Origin of the sequence: Methylocella sp. CPCC 101449, assembly GCF_031921685.1 — a bacterium.
In the GTDB taxonomy this organism is placed as follows: Bacteria; Pseudomonadota; Alphaproteobacteria; order Rhizobiales; family Beijerinckiaceae; genus Terripilifer.
The window spans coordinates 1,230,867-1,249,319 of sequence record NZ_JAPDHU010000001.1; the positions used below are offsets into that span (position 1 = coordinate 1,230,867).

Sequence of the window (18,453 nt, forward strand, 5' to 3'; positions counted from 1 at the left end):
TCAAAACAAAGAACCTTGATCCTTCTTCACCGGCGGCGCCCGGCTGGGCTTCGCTGGCCTCGGCGGCGCCTCGCCCTCGGCTTGCGCGCTCACATGACCATCCGCCAATTCGATGTCGAGCACGGCGCCCGGCCCCACCGTCGCAACGGAGCGCACCGGCGTGCCCGAGGCATCGCGCACCAGAGCAAAGCCACGTGCCAGAACGTTGCGGTAGCTGAAGGACGACAGCAGTTGCGACAGGGACCGCAATTGCTCCTGCCGGCGCGGCACGACGGTGCGGGCGCATTGCGCCAGCCGCCGGTCGAAATCCTCGATGCGGCGGCGCTGCGCCTCGATACGCTCGACCGCATTGTGCAGGCGATAGCGCATGGCAGCGCGCAGGCGATCACTCTTGACGCGCAAATCACTGGCGCGACGTTCGGTGAACAGGCCGGGCCGCGCCAAAGCGACATGACGATGGACGAGCGCATCGAACTGCGCCCGACGGCGCGCCAATTCCGCCTGAGGCGAATGTTTGGCCAATAGGCCAGCGAGCCGCCCAAGGCGCAGATGGCGCGCGTTGAGCGCCTGATGCAGGCGCGTCGGCAGGATTTCGGCCGCACGGTCGAGGCGCTGGCGCGGCAGCGCCAGGAGATCCTCGGCATTGGGCAGAGCCCGCGCCAGGCTGCGCAAATCGCTGCGGCGACGCTCGAAATAGCGCGCGCGGGCGCCGAACATACGCCCTTCGAGCGAGGCGATCTGCGCCATGAGGTCGCTGCGCACGGGCACGCACATTTCCGCCGCCGCGGTCGGCGTTGGCGCGCGCCGGTCGGCGACGTGGTCGATCAAGGTCCAGTCGGTCTCGTGGCCAACGGCTGAGACGAGCGGGATCATGCTGCCGGCAGCGGCACGCACGACGATCTCTTCGTTGAAGCCCCACAAATCTTCGAGCGAGCCGCCACCGCGCGCGACGATGATGACATCGGGACGCGGCAGCGCGCCCCCTTCCGGCAGCGCGTTGAAGCCCTCGATGGCGGCGGCGACTTCGGCGGCGCTGGTCTCGCCCTGCACGCGCACCGGCCAGACCAGAACGCGCGTCGGAAAGCGATCGGCGAGACGATGCAGGATGTCGCGGATGACCGCGCCGGTCGGCGAGGTGACGACGCCGATGACCTGCGGCAGGAAGGGCAGCAATTGCTTGCGCGCTTCGTCGAACAGGCCTTCGGCGGCGAGGCGCTTGCGCCGCTCCTCGAGCTGCGCCAGCAGCGCGCCGACACCGGCCGGTTCTATCGATTCGACGACGATCTGATAGGCGGATTTGCCGGGCCAGGTGGTGATCTTGCCGGTGGCGATCACTTCCATGCCCTCTTCCGGCTTTACCCGAAGACGGCCGTAGGTGCCCTTCCAGATGACGGCATCGATGCGCGCGCCCTCATCCTTCAGCGAAAAATAGCAATGGCCGGAGGAATGCGGTCCGCGCCAGCCCGACACCTCGCCGCGCACTTTCACATAGCCGAATCGGTCCTCGATGGTGCGCTTGAGCGCGCCGGAAAGCTCCGAAACCGTGAGTTCGGCGGCGTTGCTGGGGGCGGGTGTCTTTGCTTGCGATTCTGCGCGTGCGGCCATGGCCCTGAATATGGGAGATTCGCCTTGCCAGCAAAAGGCAGGAGACGCCTATTGAACAGCCTTCTCCAGGCCGTCCAAGATCATTCGCCAACCGGCCTGGGTCCGGTCCTGATAATCCGGCAAAACGCCCTCATGGGTCAGAATCAGTACGCAACCTGTGCCTTGCGGCTTGATTTCGACCGTCACCCGGGTGAATTCGGGCGAGAATTGCGGCACGCCGAAGCTGAAAACGAGCCGGCTGGGACGCTCGATCTCGAGATATTCGCCGGTGTGCTCGACATCCGTGCCATCGCGCCGGTCGACGAAGAGGAAGCGGCCGCCGACCCGCGCGTCGATTTCCGCCTTCACCATCTGGCCGGTGGGCGTGGCGAAGAGGAACTTCGCCGCCTTCGCCGGATCGAGCCAGGCATCGAACACCCGTTCGGGCGAAGCGGAGAAGGTGTGATGCACCTGAATCGTGTTTCGTTCACCGTGCATGGGGTTGTTCCTCGGTTTTGACGGCATCCTCTGCCTGGTCCTCGGCTTGCAGCAACGCGTCGAGCGCTTGCAGGCGGGCCGCCCAGACGGGCTTTTGATCGGCGATCCAGCGGCCAAGGGCTTCGAGGGGGCGCGGATCGAGCGAGAGAATGTGCTCGCGCCCGACGCGGCGGCGGTGAATCAGCCGGGCGTTTTCCAGCACGCGGATGTGTTTCGACACCGCATTGAGCGACATCGCATAGGGTTTGGCGATTTCGGTGACCCTCAGATCGCCGCCGCCCAGCCGCTGAACGATGGCACGCCGGGTGGGATCGGCTAGGGCCGCGAGGGTGGCGTCAAAAGCGGTTTCGGTCTGGATCATGGCTCATATTCAACCTAATGGTTGAATATTGCGGCGACTTGTTTTCGCTGTCAAGTTCATAACCTGCCAATCAATCTTGCCAGCGCGGGGCGCGTGTGTCACAAGGCGCGCGCTTTCGCGTTTGCGGCCCTGCGCCGCCGCCAGCAGGCTGCCGTAGCTCAGTGGTAGAGCACTCCCTTGGTAAGGGAGAGGTCGAGAGTTCGATCCTCTCTGGCAGCACCATTTGTCCTGTGATTTCAAAGCGGCCGATGGTGCGATCAGGCGCTTGATCGCGCGAAGTGCTGCCGCACCATGTCGCGCGCTCGTGCCCAAAGGGACGGCGATCCGCCTTCGATGGCCGGGCCATAGCGTTCGTAGACCTGCTGCTCGGAGACATTGCTCTCCGTCCAGGTGCCGCCGCCGGTCAATGTGTTGAGCATCAGGGGCTGCAGCCGGTCCAGGGATTTGGCGAATTTGGCTTCGGGCGTCGCCGCGGCCTCAAACTCCTGCCAGAGACCGAGCAGATGGATGGCCTGCCCCTCGGGCAGGAGACCGAACAGGCGTCTGGCCGCCGCGGCTTCCGCCAGCTCAAGCGCTGCTTTGTCATGGCCGCCATGAATCGGCGCGTCGCCGACATCGATTTCGACGATGTCGTGGATGAGCAGCATGGCGATGATCTTGCTCTTATCCAGATCATCGGGCGCGAGGATCAGAGCGAACATCGCCAGATGCCAGGAATGCTCGGCCGAATTCTCGCGGCGGCTGCGATCGGCAATGAGAGATTGGCGCACGACCGATTTGAGCGCGTCGATCTCGGTGAGAAACGCCAGTTGCTGGGTCAGGTCATCTTGCATGGTTGTGCGTGTACCACCGTTTAGGAACGCATCAATCTCGTCGCGATCTGCCAGGTGTTTCCCCAGCGATCCTGCACCATGGCGCGGCGATCGCCGTAAGGCGTATCCGACAACGGCTCGATCGTCTCGGCGCCCGCCGCGATCGCCCGACGATAGGTCTCATCGGCATCGGGAACGTAAAGATAGAGGAAGGCCGAGAGCTGTGCGCGAATGCCGCCACCGTCGCTGATCATGAGGCGTGAATCACCGATCGTGATCTCAGCGGGCCGGCCTGTGGGAACATCGTCCCGCGCATCAAACGCCTGCTTGAGAAAATCGACCAAGCCTTGAACATCGGGCGTGAAGAGCCGGGGCGTGATAGTGGCCCAGCCGTCGGGCTTGTAGCTCATACGGTCGCTCCCGAAATCGACGCATCCCATGGATGATCATACATCGGTTGGCGGTCAGAATATGTCCGCACGGTTTAGCCATTATCCTGGGAGAGGCCGACCTCGCGCACGAGCGCCTTAAATTCCGGCTCGCCGTGCAATCCCAGCAGCGCCGGTTCCAGGCGAAGACCGAGGATGTCGGGTTCGTTGCGCTGGAACGAGACCTGCAAATAGGCCAGCGCGCCTGTTCGATCGCCGGTCATGGCGGCGGCGAGCGCCAGTTTGAAAGCCGCGACCTTGCCCTGCGCATAACCATCCTTATGCAGCGCATGATAGGTGGCGAGCATGGCTGGCCCGCCGCCTTGATCGAGCGCTGCCTGCGCGGCCTCGGCGATGGCGAGACGGAAGGGATTGTTTTCGATCTGCGCGGCGGCGCGATATTCGCGCAGGAAATCCTGATAGTGGCCGGCGGCCAGATAGAGGGTCGCGAGATATTCGGGCGGCGACAGCAAGCGCGGCTCGCTCTCGCGCAGCGGCCGCAGGATCGCCACGGCCTCCTCCGTTTTGCCGGCGTGAAACAGAATCAGCGCCTTGTTGGCGCGGATCAGCGCCGACTGCGGCCGCAATTGTTGCGCCAGATCGATCTCGCGCAACGCGGTGGCGAAGTCGCGATCCTGCATCGCGCACAAAGCATACCAGTGATGCGCATCGGCATTGTTGGGATCGAGCGCGACGGCTTTGGCGAACAGTTGAAAGGCGCGCTTGAAATCACGCGACCAATAGAACGTATTGAAGGCCAATGCCGCATGGCCAGCACTGCTGGTGGGATCGAGCTCGATCGCCCGTTCGGCCGCCGCCTTGGCGCGCGGATAACCGGCGCCGGGCGCGATCAAAGTATATTGGCTGACGACGTTATAGACATCGGCAAGGCCGGCATGGGCCTCGACGGAGAGAGGATTCTTGGCGATCGCCTGCTGGTAGAGATCAATGGCCCGACGCATGGCGTCCCCGGTCCGCTTTTCGATATTGAACCTGGCTTCGAGAACCAGCGGATCGGCGGGTGCGACGGTCGGACCGCGTCTTTGCGCCGATGCGAACCATATCGACGCGGCGGACAGCACACCGACCAGCACAGCGGCTAAAAGCCAAAGCCGACGCGAGGAGCCTGTCGCGGAGCGCGGCGCTGCAAGGGCGACCGGTGGGACGGGAGCGTCGTCCTGGATCGATGTGACGGCTCGCGGCGCAACATCCAAAGCCGCTTCGCGCGTCAGCCAGGCATCGAGCTCGCTCACATAGGCGAAGACGGCGCTGCGGCCGTCTCCGGGCGTGCGATGGACGGGCAGGCCGCGCCCCTGGGCCCAGCGTTTGACCGTGCGCTCATCCTTGCTGAAATGACGCGCGATCTGTTTCCAGCCGGTGATCAGCCCCTGCGCGCCGCGTGAATGATTCGCCTCTAACACCGCGCTGATTCCCTTTCACCCGATCGACCGGCCGTGTCGGCCCGCGAAATCCGCGTCTTTGGCCCCGCTTTGTCCCGTCATGCCCCTTCATATCCTCTGATCGAACGGCAGGCGCGGCGATAATTTGGACCAATCACATGTCGCAGGAAAGAAGCGGACCCGCTTTTTCGCGACGCGGTTTGGGTGTCGATCATCACGGACAGGAAGAGACATGAACGGCATGGCGGCGATACACGCCCCGCGACGGACGATGCGGTTGATGAGGGCGGCGGCGCGCCGCCGATGCCGGCATCTGATGTCCTGACCCACGCCCATGGCGATCAAGCCCGACAAACCACTGGCCCTGACCCGGCGCGAACACGATTGCCTGGCGCTCGTCGCGCAGGGGCTTTCCGACAACGGCATCGCCGCACGGCTGGCCATCAAGCCGGTCACGGTTCATGCCCATATCGAAAGCGCCAAGCGCAAGCTTGGCGCGCGGACCCGCGCCCATGCGGTGGCGCTGGCCTTCCTGGCGCAGGTGCCCTTCGCGCAGGAGCCCCCGTGAGACCCGGGCGCGGCTGGGCGTCCGCACAAAAGGAAGGGACCTCCCCGAGCCATCGGAGAGGTCCTGTTGGCGGAGAGCGATTTACTCGGCGGCGTGTGCCGGCGTGATCTCGTCGGCCAGATGGTAGCTGGACAGCATCTGCTCCAGCAGCCCATCGGCAGTGGTCCAATCGTAGGATCGCAGACAGTGGTTTTTCACCACGAAGCTCGCCCCCGCATAGAACATTTCATATTGCGTGTGGCGCGAGGCGAATTCCGATCCAACCGCATCCCAGGCGAGCTTGTAGAATTTGACCTTTTCATCGGCGGTCGCCGCGGGAGATTGTTGCGTTTTGCCGATGAGCGCCGCCAGAGCCGGATTTTCATAATCGCGCACCGACGACGGCAGCATGATCATGGCGCCGCCGGCCAGTTCACGCAGGGTGGTGACGAATTTCCCGTAAAGCTGCTGCGCCATGGTTTGGGCCGCGTAAAGCGTGTGGCGATCGGGAACGAAGTAAGGGCCGTGGAAGCGGCCCTTGGCTTCCATGGCGGCGATGAAGGCATCGATCATCGTCGCTTCCGCGGTGAGCTGCCCGAGGATTTCCTTGACCTGCGGGAAACCGGCGATGCCGTTCATTTCGGTGATGCGATGGGCGATGCCGAGCAGGAATTTCAGCTTCACCGACAGACGGATCTGCGCCTGGTAGTTTTGATAGACATGGGCCGGCGTCGCCTGGAACTGATTGGACGTCATGGCGGTATCGCCGGCGATGAAGACGCGGTCCCACGGCACTTTCACATCGTCGAAATAGAGCACCGCGTCGTTCTCGTCGAAGCGGCTGGCTAGCGGATTGTCGAACACCGAGGGCGCCGCCGCTTCGTAGGATTTACGCGACAGAATCTTCAAGCCTTTGGTGTTCATCGGAATGGCGAAGGACAATGCATAGGCTTCATCGCCCTTCTGCAGCGGCTGAATGCAACTGACGAACACTTCGTTGGCCATGATGCCGCCCGTCGCCAGCATTTTGGCACCGCGCACGGTGATCCCTTCGGCGTCCTGATCGACCAGGCCGGCGCTTAGAAACGGATCCTGCTGCTGCGATGCGCTCTTGGAGCGATCGGCCTGCGGATTGATGATCACATAGGTCAGATAGAGATCGTTGTCGCGCGCATAGCGATAGTAATCGGCGAGTGCCTTGGCGCGTTTCGGATCATAGGCTTCGAAGAGGCCGAGGCCCATATACATGCCGGAAATGCAGGAGGCGACGTGATCGGGTGCGCGGCCAAGGAAACCCGCATGCAGCTTGGTCCAGGCTTCGAGGCTCGCCCGGCGCGTCTTCAATTCCTCGTAGCTCGTCGGTAATTGCCAGATGCGGTTGGCAACCGTGCCGGTCTCGGTCTCGAACGTCATCAGATCGCGATTTTCCGGCGCGCTCTGAAAATCGAACATGCGCCCGACGGACGCGACGGAACGGCGATAGGCTGGATGGCTGGTGACGTCCTTGACGAGGCCGCCATCGATGAAAACCTGCCGACCATCCTGCAAGCTGGCGATATGCTGTTTTCCGGTCTTGATCATGGGACAATTCCTTCAGGTCGGAGCGAATTCACAGTGTCGCGGATTCGTTTGCGGCAAGAGCGCGATAGGCACCCTGGAAAAAGATAAGAGGATCGCCGGCGTGGGCCGCGCTGAAGCGCAAGACGCGGGCGAGAAAGATTTCATGATCGCCGCCATCATGCACAGCATGAGGCACGCATTCGAGATGCGCGATCGCATCCTTGAGCAGCGGCGCGCCGGCCGCCGTGATGTGATGCTCGACATCTTCCCACTTGTCGCCGAGGGCGCGCGAGAATTTGGCGGATATCGCCTGCTGATGACGGCCGAGCACATTGATGCCGAATGCTTTCGCCCGGCGCATCGCAGGCAGCGAATGCGCCGATTTCGCCACCGAGAACAAAACCAGCGGCGGATCGAGGGAGACGGAATTGAACGAGCTCATGGTCATGCCCACGAGTGCGTCCCTGGGCTCTTCACGCGAAGCGGACGCTTCTTCGCTCGACAACGTTACCGGCGCCGTTGCGGTGACGACGGCGACACCGGTGGCGAACTGCCCCAATATCTTGCGGAAAGCACGAGACTCGAAATCGGCGATCAGTTCTGCGCTCATGCATCCCTCGCTTCTATCGCCGCGTGGCCCGAAGCCTTGGCATATAGCTTTATAACAAAGCTAATATAGAAAGCAATTTCCGGCAAGCGCTATTTGGCGGGCGATCCAAAAGACGGCGTTAAACCCGCGAACAGGCCTAGAGCCATTCCTTGATGGCCGCTTCGTCAGCCAGGAAAGCACCCGGCGGCGTATCAACCTCTGCAAACTGCACGCGCCGATACCGTTCCTTGTGTTCGAACGGAACCGTCGCATCGATACCGAGCTTGGCGCGAATGCCGTTCCGGCTGATGCGCACATATTCATGGCCCCGCGCATCCGGAACGATGATCAAATCCTGGGAGGCCTCCATGCGCGTCGCCAATGCATATTCGACATCCTGCGGATCGCGGATGTTAATGTCGTCATCGACGACGATCACCATGTCGAGATCCTTGAGCGCGCCGAAGGCGGCGAGAATCGCATTGCGTTGGAAGCCATCGTGTTGCGACGACTGCTTGTTGACCTGCACGACCGCATGGAAGCGATGCAGCCCGCCAGCCGTCATCTCCGCATCGACGACGATCGGAACGGCAGCGCGCAGAACCTTCAACAGACTGGCCTCGAGCACGTATTTGCGCAGCATGATGGTTTCACGGCCATAGCCGTTGATGGCGTGATAGATCGGCTTGTCGCGATGGGTGACGGCGCTGAGCTTCAGGACCGGCGCCTTGGCCGCCGGCGCGGCAAAACCGACGAACTCACCGAACGGGCCTTCCAGCTCGCCATCTTCAGCGAGAATTTCGCCTTCCAGCACATATTCCGCTTCAGCGGGCACGATCAGATCCTGCGTCAAGGCCTTGGCGACCGTCAGCGGACGCCCGGAAAGGCCGCCCGCGACAGCCAATTCATCGGCGCTTTCGGGCATTTGCGATCCCATCGTGGCGGCGGTGAAATGCAGCGCGAGATCGGCGCCGATGCAAACGGCCACCGGCAGAGATTGGCCACGCGCCTGCGCCCGTTCATAGGCAAGCCGAAGATGGCGGCCGAAATCGAGCTTGATGCCCAACCGATCGGGACCAAGCAATTGCAGGCGATGATAGGAGGCGTTGTAAACGCCGGTCTCGGGATCGCGCACGATGACAATGCCGGCGGTGATGTAACGCCCGGCATCCTTCGGCGCATGCATCAAGGCCGGCAAGATTTTTTCGACATCGATATCGGCCGTGATCTGCACCGTCTGCACCGGTGCGTTCGTGACGAGCCGTGGTGCTTGCGGATCGGCGAGCGCGCGGCCGATCATCTCGCGAATGCCGTTGAAATCGGTGTCGAACGCCGCTTCGCAATTTTCCTTCGAGCCGAGCAGATTGCCGATGATCGGCGTGTCGTAGCCTTTGACGCGCGAGAAGAGCAGCGCTTCCTGGCCGTCGAGCTTCTTCATGAAGGCGGCGAGTTGCAGATGCGTATCCGCCACCCCCTGATAGCTATGGATGCGCCCGCGCGCCGCCATACGGCCGAGCGCAGCGCGAAAGCTGGTGTCCAACGCATTCAAAATCGGCATTGTTTCCTCGAACCGTTTGACATCAACCGGCGGCCTGTTGCGACCGCCGAAGCTTTATCTAAAAAAGATAGCTATGTATGAAAGCTAGTCAAGCGGAATTCAAATCGCTGTCGGCGAGCATTCGACTGGCGTGCCGGAAGAAGGCGTCGGCGTGCACCTGCCTTGCATCAGATTGCCTTGCATCAAAGAGGATCGTTTCGCGGCCTGTCCGCCAGGGACGGAGCGTTATCCGGCTTTCGCCGGCGCCTTGAGCTGATCCTCGACATATTCTGCCAGGGACAGGGCCGCATCGGCATCGGCCACCAGCCCGGCCATCAACCGATGCAGGGTCAGGAACTCATCTTTTTTCAGAGATTTGAAAAGCGCATCGTTGACCGGCCGCTGAAAGGCGGCGAGCGCGGCGAGACGGCGTTCGCCTTCGGCGCTCGGCCGCAGCACGACACGCCGCCGGTCGACGGGGTGCGGGGCTTTCTCCGCCAAGCCGAGCTTGACCAGCTTGTTGACCTCGATCGTCACGAAGGCGCCGCTGAAATACAACCAATTGGCGATCTGCGCGATGCCGGCATTCTCCGAAGCCAAACGCGAAATCGCTATCAACACCATGTATTGGGTGGGCGACAGGCCAATGTGAGCGCCAAAACGCGTGCGCGCGACCTGCAAGCGGCTGGAGAACGCAAAGATCGAATGGAGGAGATCGCGAAACCGCGTGTCCGTTCCATCTTCCAGCAATTCCGGCCGTTCGACGGTCAACCGCGATCCCGCCGTCCTCATGTCACTCGACACTGTCGCGTCTCCACTCTTGCTTTCGACTGCGCAATTCTTGCGCCGTCGACGCCCAAAATAGCTTGATAAGAAAGTTATATACGAGGGATTCGCAAAAAACAGATCGCGGATCAAGAAACGCACCAAAATCGGCCGCGGATCGCTCGATATTAGATCACACGAGCTTAATTTATCATCTTGACTAGCTTTATATCAAAGCTAATTTAATTAGCAAAGAACGAGCGCAAGGCTTTGCTGCGCAAGAAGAGGGGCAACACCATGAAACGCGTCTTCACCGCCATCTGTCTCTTCGCATCCGCCTTTGCCCTGTCTGAACCGGCTTCCGCCCAACCAATTTGGCCGAACAAACCGATCAAGCTCATCGTCCCTTATGCCGCCGGCGGCTACACCGACATCGTCGGCCGCATCACCGCGCGCTATCTCGAAAAAGAATTCGGCTATCCCGCCATCATTGAAAACCGCGCCGGCGCAGGCGGGATCGTCGGAACCGACGTGGTGTCCAAGTCGGATCCGGATGGTTACACGCTCTGCGTTTGCAGCATCGGCGCCATTTCCGTCGCGCCCGTCGTGCAGGCCGTTCAATACGATCCCCTCAAGGATCTCACGCCGATCGCCATGGTGAGCACCATTACCCAGATGGTGATCGTCAAGAATGCGCTGCCGGTGCATTCCATGAAGGATCTTGTCGCCTATGCGAAGGCCAATCCGGACAAGCTGAGCTACGCCTCCAGCGGCGCCGGCGGACTGATGTATTTTTCCGCCGAACTGTTCCAGATGCGCACCGGCACGAAGCTGGTGCATGTGCCGTTCCGTGGTGGCGCGCCCGCGACCATGGCCGTCGTGAGTGGCGACGTCGATCTGACCTTCACCAATTTGACCGATGCGCTGCCGCAGGTTCAGGGCAATACGGTGCGCAGTTTGGCGGTGACGTCGCTGGAGCGCAGCCCCTTCGCCCCCGATGTGCCGACGATCGCCGAAACGGTGCAGCCGGGCTTCAATGTCGCGACCTGGAACGCCATCATGGGACCGCGCAACATGCCGGATGCGATCACGCAGCGCATTGCCGCCGTGCTGGACAAGATGGGCACCGACAGCGAAGTGAAAAGCGGCATGGAAAAGGTCGGCGCCACACTTATTTACGTCGGGCCGAACGACTTCCGCAAAGCCATCATTCAGGAAATCGAACAGTGGCGCGCTCTTTTGAAAGAAGACACGCCGAAATAGCGCCGCGTCGCGGTTCACATCCTCGTTCAATCAAGATTGCGTTTCGACAGAGACGCAATCTTTGCATCACGACCAGGAGGCATTCGCGTTCGACCATCCAGCTCTGCCTTAACCTTGCCAAAATGTCGCCTATTGCAGCGCAAGATTTAACTTGTGCATCGCAAAAAGCCGTGTCAGCCTACATGACACTCCGGTGACGGAGCGACATTGCAACTTGCAGATGGAGGTTGATCGTGAAAGCCGGTCAGATAGTCCAGCTCAAGGCTGCCGTACGGGCAGCGCAGCACATGGCCATTCCGCCAGATGCGGAAGGCACAGTGCTCTGCTGCTACCGCCTTCTGCAACGCTACCCACGCCATCCCGACCGCGTCGACGTCGAGTTCAAAGGCTATGGCGTGTTGTGGGGCGAAGCCTCGGATCTCTTCGAGATCAAAACCCAGGACGCGGCTGGCGAAAACATCTGCAAGAACGCCTGATCGATATCCATAGCGCGTCTGCTTTTGATGATTCCATCAAAAGCAGACGCGTCAAAACAGGAGACTTAAGCAAATCACGTTTCTATCGAAACGTGATTTGCTTTAACCGAGGGCCGCGAAGGCCGGCGCATAGTCGATCCGCCCTTCACGCACGGGTAGCCCTGCGCCGAATGCCCGCGCCATCAGATGCGGCCCGGCATAGGGCGAAAGGAAGCCGCGCGCCAGCGCCGCCTCGAAACCGAAACGGCCATAGTAAGCCGGATCACCGAGAACGAAGACGGCCTGCCACGGCCCCGCCGCCGCGCGCTGCAGGCCGGCCTCCACCAAGGCGCTGCCGATGCCCTGCCCCTGCGCCCGCGGCAGCACCGCCAGAGGCGCCAATCCCAAGGCTTCGAACGGCGCCGACATCGGCGAGAACAAGACATGACCGACGATGCTCTCAGCTTCGATCGCCAGCAGCGAAATCACGCTGTCGCCATCGGCGCGCAGTTGATCGACCAAGCGCGCCTCCTGCGATTGCCGGAAAGCAATCGTGTGCAACGCGCGAATGGCATCGGCATCGCCTGCCTGCTCATCTCGAATCTGCATCATCTTTCTCGCTTATGCTTGCGCCTGAGCTTCTCGTTCCTGTTCGTTCTTCAACTCACTCGCGCAAAGAGGCCATTAACGACGGCAATAATTGTGGTCGACAATTGTCGTCGTTGTGTTGCTAAGCGAGCTTTCGAGATGTCCTTATTCTACCGAGCGAATTTCGCAAAGAGCCAGTTCGCCATGTGCGACAGGCATAAATTGCTATGGTCCTGGTAAATACACATTAACGAGACACGTCTTATGGACTGAACAACAGTCTGTCCTCCGGACGCCGCAATGCCATCCCACGTTCAAGATCTCGTTTCTGCCTCTCAGGACCATCGTCCCTTTCGTGCAGTCAGAATCCTTGCGGTGCTGGCTGGGCTTGGGCTGCTGGCATTCTTCTCCCATGTCCTGATCGATTCACGCCATGACACGTTGCGCTTTGCCGCGCAGGCCGATGCGACGCTGACGCGCGCCATCGCGCAAGACATCGGCATAGCTTTCGAAGGCTACGATCTGTCGCTGAAGGGCGCGCGCCTCGCGCTCACCGAGCCCGATTTCTCCAGCGCCGGCGACGTCATTCGCCAGCTCGCGCTGTTCGACCACTCGACCAACGCCCGCTATTTGAACCGCGTGGCAATCGTCAACGCCGACGGCAGGATCGTCGCCGATTCCTTTCGCAGCAATCCGCTGCCCGCCGACAATCTCGCGGGCGAAGAGTTCTTCACCGTTCAGCGCGATGCCACGGACGATTCCCTGTTCGTCAGCAAACCGTTGCAGTTGCGCCTCGACAGTGGCGAATGGTCCCTGGTGCTCAGCCGCCGTATCAGCCGTCCCGATGGCACCTTCGGCGGCATCGTCATGTGCAGCATCAACCTGAACTATTTTCAGGCGATGTTCCTCAATCTCGATATCGGCGAGCAAAGCCGCTTTTCCATTTTAGGCACCGACGGCACGATCTTCACGCGGCAGCCGTTCCGCCTGACCGACATCGGCAAACAGATCGGCCCCAACGAACTCTTCAAACATTATCCGGCCAAACTCTCCGGCAGTTTCGAGAGCGTCTCGGCGCGCGATGAGACCGAACGCATTCTGACCTATGCGCGGATCGCCAATCTGCCGCTGATCGTCGTGGTCAGTTCGTCCAAGGCGCTTATTTTGGCCGGCTGGCATCAGAAGGCCATTGTCATGACCACGGTTCTCGTCCTGCTGCTCGTCGCTTTGGCAGCGGCGGGTTTGCTGCTGTCGCGGGAGTTTCGCCTGCGCCGCCGGGTCGAGATGAAAATGGCGGCGCTGGCCACGCGCATGGCCCATATGGCGACGCGCGACAGCCTGACCGCCCTGGCCAACCGCCGCTCCTTCGACGACACCGCCGCCAAGGAATGGAAGCGCGCCGTGCGCAATCAATCGTCCTTCTCTTTGCTGCTGATCGATGTCGACCACTTCAAGAGCTACAATGACGAACATGGCCATCTGCGCGGCGACGATGCGTTGATCTCGGTCGCCGCCTGCATCCGCAAGAATCTGAAACGGCCGGCCGACTTCGCCGCGCGCTATGGCGGCGAGGAATTCGTCGTGCTGCTGCCGGAGACCGATCAAGCCGGCGCGCATGTCCTGGCCGAAACGATCCGCTGTTCGATCGAGATCGCGCATCTCGCCAGCGGCGCACCGAGAGCCGTGACCGCCAGTATCGGCGTGACGACGATCGTGCCGACATCGCGCCTGCTCTTCGCCGATGCCTTCGCGGCGGCGGACAGCGCGCTTTATTGCGCCAAACGGCTCGGCCGCAATCGCATCGAATATCGCGATTGCCAGGAGCCCGCCGCGGTCAAGCAGGCCTCGGCCGCTTAACACAAATTGTAGAACGCCGCACCGTCATCGCGAGGCGCGAGGCGACGAAGCAATGCAAGGTCGGGAATCGAATCCCTTTCCCAGATTGCTTCGCTACGCCCACGACAACGATTATCCGTCACCACAGCCTATATATTCTCAGCCGCGATGACGGCTCGGCGGCCGGGGCAGGCCGAGATTTTCGCGCAGGGTCGCGCCCTCATATTCCTTGCGGAACAGACCACGCTTCTGCAATTCGGGGATCACCATGTTGCAGAAGTCGTCGTGCTGGCCGGAAATGTAAGGCGGCATGACGCAGAAGCCGTCACAGGCGTTGGCGGCGAACCATTCTTCCATATAGTCGGCGACTTTCTTGACGCTGCCATGGATGGAGTTCTTGCCGCGCGCGCCGGCGCAGCGTTCGCCAAGCTGGCGAATGGTGAGGTTCTCAGCGCGTGCCATGGCCATGATGCTCTCGAAATGGCCGCGGCTGGCATTGGTCAGCGGCAGATCGGGCAGCGGCTCGTCGAGCGGGTAAGGCGTGAGATCGGCGCCGCCCAGCATGGTCGAGAGAATCTCGCGGCCCACGATGGGATGGATGAGCGATTGCAGCGTGTTGAAATCCTCCGCCGCCTTGTCGTCGCTCTCGGCAACGACGACGCTGATTCCCGGCAGAACCTTCAGATGGTCGGGATCGCGATTGTAGGCCTTCATGCGGCCCTTGACGTCGTCGTAATAGGCCTTGGCGGCCGGGATGTTGAGATGCGGCGAAAAGATCGCCTCGGCATATTGGGCAGCAAGCTCGCGGCCTTCGTCGGAGGCACCGGCCTGCACCATCACCGGATAGCCCTGCGGCGGACGCGGCACGTTGAGCGGACCGCGCACTTTGAAATGCTCGCCCTTGTGATTGAGGTGATGCATGCGATCGGGTTCGAAGAACAGACCGCTTTTGGTGTCGCGGATGAAGGCGTCGTCATCCCAGCTATCCCACAGCCCCTGCACCACTTCGGCGAATTCGCGCGCCCGCGAATAGCGTTCCGAATGTTCCTTGACGCCATCGCGACCGAAATTGGCGGCCTCGGCCGGCTGGCCAGACGTCACCAGGTTCCAGCCGGAGCGGCCGTGGCTGATATGATCGAGGGACGCGAACTTGCGGGCGAGGTTATAGGGCTCGTTATAGGTGGTGGAGGCGGTGGCGGTGAGACCGATGTTTTTCGTCACCATGGCCAGCGCCGACAGCAAAGTGATCGGTTCGAAATGGGCGACGAATTGCACCGAGCGCGAAATGGCTTCGATGTCGGCATCGCGCGTCGCGTTGCCGTCGGCGAGGAAGATCATGTCGAACTTGGCCCGCTCGGCCGTGCGAGCGATCTCGACATAATGTTCGATGTTCTGATGCGCATCGCGCTGTGCGCGGGGATGACGCCATGACGCCACATGATGCCCGGTGGGATTGAAATAGGCAGCGAGCTTCATCTGCTTGGTCATCGGTTTCCCTCAATGTTCTTTCGCGACGCGTTCGGCGCCGGGTGCCAGGTAGCACCTGCCAGGACACGGATAGAAATCGCGATGCGCCTCTTTGGCAATAGGCCTTGTCACGGCGCGCTGACGCCTTGCCGAAATTGCAACGTTTTGCGTCGCAATAAGCGGAACTTGCCTGTTCTATGTCAGCCATACGATGCTCACCGGCCGGTATCTTGCCGGTGACTATGCAAGTCGTTTCGTTTCGCGCGCCACAATATGTGGCACTAAGTGATTACAAAATGCCTGCCTTGCAAGGCTAGCGCTGACTTAACGATTTTCGCCTCATCCGTTTCATTTGCCTTCGGCGATGGTGGTGGCGCGATCGGCGATGGCCTTCGGCGTGGCGATGATCTTGTTGACATAGGCGCTCATCTCCTCGCCCCACATGGGCAGGATTTCGGCGCCGCGTTTTTCGGAATCCTCGCGATAGGCCTTGTCTTCGAGCATGGCGGCGAAGGCCTTGCGGATGATGTCGTAGGCCTGCTGATTCATGTCGGGCGGTCCGGCAAAGCCGCGCCCCACCGTCGAGATCGACGTCATGAAAGTGAGGATGTCGCGCACCTCCTGATCCTGCGCCAGTTCGACGACGGCCGGTACATCGGGAAACAGCGGATGCCGGAAGTCGGCATATTGCACGACCACGCGGACCTTCTTCTGATCGAGCCAGTCCTTCAACTGTTCCTTGAACAGAATGGCCGGCGAAACCGTGGCCTGCGTTTCTCCCCGCTCCATCGACAGACGCGTTTCGTTGGTGCCAGGATAGCCGCTGATGATTTTCCACTTCATGCCGAGCAGCGCATTCATGGCGCGCGCCACATCATTGTGGACGCCGCCCACGCCGACCGCCGCCGTCAGAACTTCCGTGGTTTTGAGATCGGCGATGGTTTTGACCGGCGCGCTGTGCCAGACCATATGCACGGGCACGTTCGGTGCGACGCGCACGATATATTTGAACTTGCTGGCGTCATAGCGCACGCCACTCAGATGACGCGCCTGATTGGTCGCCACTTCCTGCGCCAGAACGCCGATGGCCGTGCCATCCTTCGGCGCCACGCTGGCAAGATAGTTGAGCGAGGAAATGCCGGCGCCGCCCGGCATGAGGCTGATCACCACAGCGGGATTACCAGGAATGAAGCGGCCCAGATGCTGGCTCGCCAGCACGCCATACAAGCCATAGCCGGTATCGACCGTGCTCGATGGCAGAATGATGCGAATCTGCTTGCCGGCGAAATAGTCCTGCGCCACGGCGGGGCCATTCAAAATGGCCAGGCTCGCGGTGGCCATGATGCCATAAATACTTTTGTTGCAGCCAAAACGCATGTTTCCCCTCCCAGGATACGTGCAGCCAGCGCTCAAGCGGGCATGTGATCGGCGCGAAAAGCCGAGAAAGCGCGCGGCTCGGCCGCGGCCCGGTCATCCACTTCGATGTCGAGAACGACCTCTCCCTCGGAGGTCACTTCCAGAATACGAGCCGCACCGCGCATGCCGACGTGGGTGGCGGCTGGCTTGCCGTCCTTGTCGAAGCACAATCCGCCGAAGGTGATCAGCGTATTGCCGGTCTTGGGCAGACGCCGCGCGCCGCCCTGATAGCAGCCGAACAAAGCCGGCGCGCGCTCTTCACCATATTGCCAGATCTGCCGCACGGTGCGGTTTTTCTCATTGATCTCGAATTCGACGGCGCGGCTGAAATTTTGCGTTGGATCGAGCGGCATTTCGAAGGCACCGGCGCGAAAATTGCCGTTGTCGAAACACAGAATGCGGCCCGGCCCGGTGATCGAGCAGTCATGCTGGTGAAACTGCCAGCGCACGGAGGCGTCCGGCTGCAAAAGATATTGCCGCCAGGGATCGCGCCACTCGCTGGGATTGCCGAGGATCCAGCGCAAGCGCCCGTCCTGCCGGCCGAATTTGACGATGCAATCCTGATGGCGCAGCGACACGACGATGCTGTCGTCCTGCGGATCATAGGCAACCGCATTGGCATGGGACCAATCGTTGGTCGCGGGAAAGCCCAGATGATGCCAGTAGTTGTCGAAACTGCCGTGGGTGATGCGATCGGGATCGATCAGATCGAAGATATGATAGGCGCGCACCAGACGCCCTTCGCGCGTCACCTCTTTCACCACGTCGCCGACGACGGAGGCTTTTTGGCGAGGCGCCGCGCGATCGGCGCTGTCGGACGGCCAATTGTCGAAAGAACGGACCTCGGCATCGAGAAGGAGGAAGTTGCCGTTCGGCATCACATTGACGGTGTGATGGGTGTGGTTCACCGGCAGTTCGGTGCTGCGCAACGGCGGCGGCTTGTCGATCCATTTATCACGTGAGTGCCAAGCGGCGTGGATCGAGCCGTCGGGATTCACCTCATAGATGATGCCCTGCATCGACTGGGAGAACAGGATTTTGCCGCTGGGCAGGCAGCGCACATCCTGGGACGTGCCATCGAAGCGCCGCTCCAGCACGATGTCGCCGTCGGGGCCAACGCCGATCAGCCACCCCACCGTGGTGCGCGGGCCAGCGCCGCCGCCGGGCCGGGTGGTGAAATAGACGGTGCCCGGCTCGCGCCGCTGGGCATCGGACGTGCGAACCGTGATCGGCAAGGTGCCGGTTCGCGTCCACATGGTCTCCAGCATCATGTCCTCCCCGCCCTCCTCAAGCGTTCCTCTTGGTGCTTTGAGACGACGATTGATTTTTGGCGCTATCGGATCAACG

At 61.4% G+C, this 18,453-nt stretch carries 18 protein-coding genes and 1 tRNA gene; 5 read left to right on the top strand and 14 right to left on the bottom strand.

The window, feature by feature from the left end:
• Genes xseA through OIM99_RS05630 form a run of 3 tightly spaced genes read right to left on the bottom strand, consistent with a single transcriptional unit; the run spans position 1 to position 2,443 of the window.
• Positions 1-1,605, bottom strand: a complete 1,605-nt coding sequence (gene xseA / locus OIM99_RS05620; protein ID WP_311849345.1) for an exodeoxyribonuclease VII large subunit — start codon at positions 1,603-1,605, stop codon at positions 1-3.
• Between the two features lie 48 nt (positions 1,606-1,653).
• On the bottom strand, positions 1,654-2,082 hold the full coding sequence (locus OIM99_RS05625) for an SRPBCC family protein (protein ID WP_311849346.1): 429 nt from the start codon (positions 2,080-2,082) through the stop codon (positions 1,654-1,656).
• Entirely contained in the window at positions 2,072-2,443 is a 372-nt protein-coding gene (locus tag OIM99_RS05630) for a metalloregulator ArsR/SmtB family transcription factor (protein ID WP_311849347.1), read from the bottom strand. Before OIM99_RS05630 ends, OIM99_RS05625 begins: the two co-directional genes overlap by 11 nt.
• A gap of 147 nt (positions 2,444-2,590) precedes the next feature.
• On the opposite strand from OIM99_RS05630, the gene OIM99_RS05635 reads away from it, so the two are divergent.
• Positions 2,591-2,665 (top strand) — tRNA-Thr (locus OIM99_RS05635).
• A gap of 35 nt (positions 2,666-2,700) precedes the next feature.
• Here the strand turns inward: OIM99_RS05635 and OIM99_RS05640 are convergent.
• The 3 genes from OIM99_RS05640 to OIM99_RS05650 all read right to left on the bottom strand — a co-directional run bounded on the left by OIM99_RS05640 (position 2,701) and on the right by OIM99_RS05650 (position 5,104).
• Positions 2,701-3,276, bottom strand: coding sequence for an HD domain-containing protein (locus OIM99_RS05640; protein WP_311849348.1), 576 nt, complete (start codon positions 3,274-3,276; stop codon positions 2,701-2,703).
• A 20-nt stretch (positions 3,277-3,296) separates the two neighbouring features.
• The gene (locus OIM99_RS05645; protein ID WP_311849349.1) at positions 3,297-3,665 is read right to left on the bottom strand and encodes a VOC family protein; all 369 of its coding nucleotides are present in this window, start codon (positions 3,663-3,665) and stop codon (positions 3,297-3,299) included.
• 74 nt (positions 3,666-3,739) lie between these two features.
• Positions 3,740-5,104: a tetratricopeptide repeat protein gene (locus OIM99_RS05650; protein WP_311849350.1), complete on the bottom strand. Its 1,365-nt coding sequence runs from the start codon at positions 5,102-5,104 to the stop codon at positions 3,740-3,742.
• A 313-nt stretch (positions 5,105-5,417) separates the two neighbouring features.
• On the opposite strand from OIM99_RS05650, the gene OIM99_RS05655 reads away from it, so the two are divergent.
• Positions 5,418-5,651, top strand: coding sequence for a helix-turn-helix transcriptional regulator (locus OIM99_RS05655; RefSeq protein WP_311849351.1), 234 nt, complete (start codon positions 5,418-5,420; stop codon positions 5,649-5,651).
• 81 nt (positions 5,652-5,732) lie between these two features.
• Here OIM99_RS05655 and OIM99_RS05660 read toward each other — a convergent pair whose 3' ends face one another.
• The 4 genes from OIM99_RS05660 to OIM99_RS05675 form a co-directional block, all read right to left on the bottom strand.
• Entirely contained in the window at positions 5,733-7,211 is a 1,479-nt protein-coding gene (locus tag OIM99_RS05660) for a 4-hydroxyphenylacetate 3-hydroxylase N-terminal domain-containing protein (protein WP_311849352.1), read from the bottom strand.
• A 28-nt stretch (positions 7,212-7,239) separates the two neighbouring features.
• Positions 7,240-7,800 carry a flavin reductase family protein gene (locus OIM99_RS05665; RefSeq protein WP_311849353.1) on the bottom strand — a complete coding sequence of 187 codons (561 nt, stop codon included), beginning with the start codon at positions 7,798-7,800 and terminating at the stop codon, positions 7,240-7,242.
• A 136-nt stretch (positions 7,801-7,936) separates the two neighbouring features.
• Positions 7,937-9,337 (bottom strand): UbiD family decarboxylase, encoded by a 1,401-nt coding sequence (locus OIM99_RS05670; protein WP_311849354.1) that lies wholly within the window; start codon positions 9,335-9,337, stop codon positions 7,937-7,939.
• Positions 9,338-9,562: 225 nt separating this feature from the next.
• Entirely contained in the window at positions 9,563-10,120 is a 558-nt protein-coding gene (locus OIM99_RS05675; RefSeq protein WP_311849355.1) for a MarR family winged helix-turn-helix transcriptional regulator, read from the bottom strand.
• Between the two features lie 258 nt (positions 10,121-10,378).
• On the opposite strand from OIM99_RS05675, the gene OIM99_RS05680 reads away from it, so the two are divergent.
• Positions 10,379-11,344 carry a tripartite tricarboxylate transporter substrate binding protein gene (locus tag OIM99_RS05680; protein WP_311849356.1) on the top strand — a complete coding sequence of 322 codons (966 nt, stop codon included), beginning with the start codon at positions 10,379-10,381 and terminating at the stop codon, positions 11,342-11,344.
• A 233-nt stretch (positions 11,345-11,577) separates the two neighbouring features.
• Positions 11,578-11,820 (top strand): hypothetical protein, encoded by a 243-nt coding sequence (locus OIM99_RS05685; RefSeq protein ID WP_311849357.1) that lies wholly within the window; start codon positions 11,578-11,580, stop codon positions 11,818-11,820.
• Positions 11,821-11,922: 102 nt separating this feature from the next.
• Here OIM99_RS05685 and OIM99_RS05690 read toward each other — a convergent pair whose 3' ends face one another.
• Complete coding sequence (locus OIM99_RS05690) at positions 11,923-12,408, bottom strand: N-acetyltransferase (protein ID WP_311849358.1); 486 nt, start codon at positions 12,406-12,408, stop codon at positions 11,923-11,925.
• A gap of 354 nt (positions 12,409-12,762) precedes the next feature.
• On the opposite strand from OIM99_RS05690, the gene OIM99_RS05695 reads away from it, so the two are divergent.
• Complete coding sequence (locus tag OIM99_RS05695; protein WP_311849359.1) at positions 12,763-14,244, top strand: GGDEF domain-containing protein; 1,482 nt, start codon at positions 12,763-12,765, stop codon at positions 14,242-14,244.
• 138 nt (positions 14,245-14,382) lie between these two features.
• Here the strand turns inward: OIM99_RS05695 and OIM99_RS05700 are convergent, their stop codons facing one another.
• The 3 genes from OIM99_RS05700 to OIM99_RS05710 all read right to left on the bottom strand — a co-directional run bounded on the left by OIM99_RS05700 (position 14,383) and on the right by OIM99_RS05710 (position 18,374).
• Positions 14,383-15,711 (bottom strand): LLM class flavin-dependent oxidoreductase, encoded by a 1,329-nt coding sequence (locus OIM99_RS05700; protein WP_311849360.1) that lies wholly within the window; start codon positions 15,709-15,711, stop codon positions 14,383-14,385.
• Positions 15,712-16,038: 327 nt separating this feature from the next.
• Positions 16,039-17,067, bottom strand: a complete 1,029-nt coding sequence (locus OIM99_RS05705; protein ID WP_311849361.1) for a tripartite tricarboxylate transporter substrate-binding protein — start codon at positions 17,065-17,067, stop codon at positions 16,039-16,041.
• A 32-nt stretch (positions 17,068-17,099) separates the two neighbouring features.
• Positions 17,100-18,374 carry an aryl-sulfate sulfotransferase gene (locus tag OIM99_RS05710; protein WP_311849362.1) on the bottom strand — a complete coding sequence of 425 codons (1,275 nt, stop codon included), beginning with the start codon at positions 18,372-18,374 and terminating at the stop codon, positions 17,100-17,102.
• Positions 18,375-18,453: the final 79 nt, after the last annotated feature.